This is a genomic window from Actinomyces ruminicola, from assembly GCF_900103885.1.
Classification (GTDB): domain Bacteria; phylum Actinomycetota; class Actinomycetes; order Actinomycetales; family Actinomycetaceae; genus Actinomyces; species Actinomyces ruminicola.
Genome location: NZ_FNIM01000034.1, coordinates 1 through 3,355 on the forward strand (window position 1 = coordinate 1; position 3,355 = coordinate 3,355).

Genomic DNA, 3,355 nt, shown 5'->3' on the forward strand with positions numbered 1-3,355 from the left:
AGCTGACCGCGGAGGAGAACATCCTGCTGCCGCTGCGGCTGGCCCACCGCAAGCCCGAGCGGGACTGGTATGACGCCGTAATCGACTCCCTAGGGATCGGGGACCGGCTGGAGCACCGGCCCAGCGAGCTGTCCGGCGGCCAGCAGCAGCGCGTGGCGGTGGCCCGTGCCCTGGTGGGGCGGCCGGAGGTCATCTTCGCGGACGAGCCCACCGGGGCCCTGGACACCGCCTCGGCCGCCTCCCTGCTGGAGACGCTGGCCCGCATGTGCGAGGCCCTGGGCCAGACGGTGGTCATGGTCACCCACGATCAGAACGCGGCCGGGGCCACCAACCGGATCGTCCGGCTGCGGGACGGGCGGATCGTCGGCGACGACGTGCTCGCTCGCCCAACCGGCCAGCACGCCGCCCCGGCGGCCGCCATGCAGGGGGTGCACTGATGCCCGCCATGCTTGACCTGCGCCGCACCGTGGCCGCCCTGGTGGCGGTCGCCATGAGCGCGGCGCTCATAGTTGTCAGCCTTATCATCTCCGATTCCTCGACCGCCCAGATGACGGCGGCGGCTCGCGCCTCGGTCGGCGACGCCGATGTGGTCGTCATCGCCGACAGCCATGACGACGCCACGGACGGGACCCTGCCCGAACAGGCGGTCCGGGACGTCGCCGCCCTTGACGGCGTGGCCAGCGTGCGTCCCTACATTGAGGGCTCGACTTGGATTGTGCACCCGGCGGGTTCCGCATATAGCACACATCCCTTCGTGCTCGAGGTGCCCGAAATAGGTGGCGGCACACGCTTGATGTCGGGACGTCTGCCGGAGAAGGAGGGAGAGGTAGCCCTTTCCCCGGCCGCTGCGCAGGCCCAGGACCTTGAAGTTGGAAGTACCGTATCCTTCAAAAAAGCGTTCACTGATGCTGAGAATAGTTCGACCGCAACGGTTGTGGGCATAATTCAAGCCGGTGCTGAGATAACCCGACGCGGTGCGGCTAGCGAGTATGTTTTTGCGACTGCGGAAGAACGTGCGGTACTCGGGGTGCCGGAGACTCCTGTTGTTCTATATGTGACGGGCTCTGCGGGTGCAAATTCTGCTACGCTCATGAATTCGGTCGAGCAGGCTGCTAAGCATTCTCAGCCGGGCGCGAGTGTTTACGCCGCTTCCGATATCGCGGTCATGCGGACCTCCGAACAGAGTGCGGTGGATTCGCTGACGATGACACTGTTCCAGTTGCTGGGACCGGCGTGTGCTGTGGTTGCGGGAATAGTGATTGCGACTACGTTCAGCACTCTGGTGGCTCGGCAGGCACGCCAGACCGGTCTGTTGCGTTGCGTTGGAGCCACCCGGCGCCAGGTGCTCGGATCGGTGCTGCGGACCGGGCTGATCACCGGGCTGCTGGGTTCGGTGCTGGGTACCGGGCTTGGCATTGGATTGGCCGCGCTGGTGTCACGCGAAGGCCTGGTTGAGGGCCTGGAATGGCGGTACTTCACGGTTTCTTGGCGTTCGCTCCTACTGGGGGCACTCATCGGCACCGTAGTGACGCTGGTGGCGGTGCTGCGTCCGGCCCGCCGCGCCACCCGGGTCTCCCCCTTGGTGGCCTTGACGGGACAGGTCAGCGATGAGCGCTCGCTCAGTCGTCGGCGCGTGGTCGGCGCGATCGCGGGGCTCGTAGTAGTCGTGATTGGTTTGGTCATTACCGGATTGAGCATTCAAGTGCGGGCCGTTGAGTACACGGCTGTGGGCGCGGTCATTCTGGTGCTGGGTGTACTGGCAGGGCTGCCGCTGCTGGTTATTGGTGCCTGCCGTGCCACGGAGCGATTCGTCGGCGGAGCGCGTCGACCAGTGTTGCAACTCGCCACCCGTAACCTGGCCCGTAACCCGGGGCGCGCAGCCGCTACTACCGCCTCGCTGCTGGTTTCTGTGGCCGTGGCCTCCACTCTGGTCACCGGTCTCGCCAGCGTACGGGCATCAATGGATGGATATATCAATAGCGGCAGTCCCATAGACATCCGGGTCAACGCAATTCCCGCCGATGCTGATACGTCAGCACTGACCGCCCGGGTAGAGAGCGCGGACGACGTTGACCGGACGGTGCTGGTATCCATGCTGGATGTGAGGATTTCTCCGGAGGCGATTGGAGGAAATGAGATTACCGTTTCCGCGGTGGATGTGGCTGAGGTCTCTCCGGTCATTCGTTCCCACACGGGGTTGGAGGGACTTAATGACAACACACTGATCGTTGGAGGGATCTATCACCTTCCGGAGGGTACGCCCGTGACGCTCACGGGGCCTGCGGGCAGTGCCGAGCTGACCGTGCACGTGGAGGAGGGCGGCTTCGGGCCGGTCATTACGCCCGCGGTCGCAAAGAAGCTGGTCGGAGACAACCTAACGAGTTCATCCCTGTGGGTGCGTACCGTCGGCGACGGCAGTAACGCCGCGACGGGTTCGCAGGTGCGTCAACTCCTACAGGGAGAGGGCTACGTCATCACGACCGCTGCAGCCAGCCGCACCACATTCACTAACTACATCAACTGGATCATCGCGGTTATCGTCGTGGTACTGGCCTTCACGCTCCTGATCACCCTGTCCGGCATGGCCAATACCACGGACGTGAGTGTGCTGGAACGGGTCCGAGAGATCGGTGTGCTGCGGGCCACCGGCGTACAGCGGCGTCAGGTAGGAGGACTCTTCATCACCGAGGCGGCACTGACCTCGCTGCTGGGCGGCGTGATCGGAGTCGTCCTGGGGACGGTGCTGGGCCTGGCGGGAGTGGCCGCGGCCATGGGAACCGCCGCCGGGTCGAACCTGGTGCTGCAGGTGCCCTGGCTGGGGCTCGCCGGGATTCTGATGGCCGCCGCGGCCATCGGCGTGCTGGCGGCGCTGCGCCCCGCCGGCCGCGCCGCCGCCGTCGCCCCGGTGAGAGCGCTGGCTCAGGAGTAGAACTCGGTCGGCCTTGCCTACGCATGTGACTGCGCCACCCGCACCGACCGGGTGGCGCAGTCACCTTGTATCGGTCAGTGCCGGCTCAGCGCGGCGGTGACGAACACGCCCTGGCCACGGATGCATCCGTTGCGTGGCGGGGCGGGTTCGGGGCGGACTCCGAGCGAGGAATGTCAGAGATCGGCATAAACGCCGGATCCGGCCGCTCCACCGGGTTTCCCGTCCGCATGATTCCAACGATCGCTGAGACGCGGCTCGGCGCGGAAGGCTCGTTTATGCCGGTTCCGGACATTCTGGGTTAGCCCACCGGCTTTGGTCCCTACTGCGTGCGGCGGCTCGTGCAGGCGGAAGGCCGGCGTCAGGGACTACCCCGAGTTGGTGTGACCGTGGTCTCGTGCTGGAGGGTGAGACGGGGGTGGTGCGAAG

The 3,355-nt window shown here is 65.9% G+C and carries 2 protein-coding genes; both read left to right on the forward strand.

The genetic code is table 11. The annotated features are described in order from the left end of the window. The coding region (locus BLR49_RS12860) for an ABC transporter ATP-binding protein (protein WP_143013781.1) at positions 1-437 on the forward strand (437 nt) is incomplete at its 5' end. Then, entirely contained in the window at positions 437-2,929 is a 2,493-nt protein-coding gene (locus BLR49_RS12865; RefSeq protein WP_092538242.1) for an FtsX-like permease family protein, read from the forward strand. The genes BLR49_RS12860 and BLR49_RS12865, both read left to right, overlap by 1 nt. The last annotated feature ends 426 nt before the right edge of the window (positions 2,930-3,355 follow it).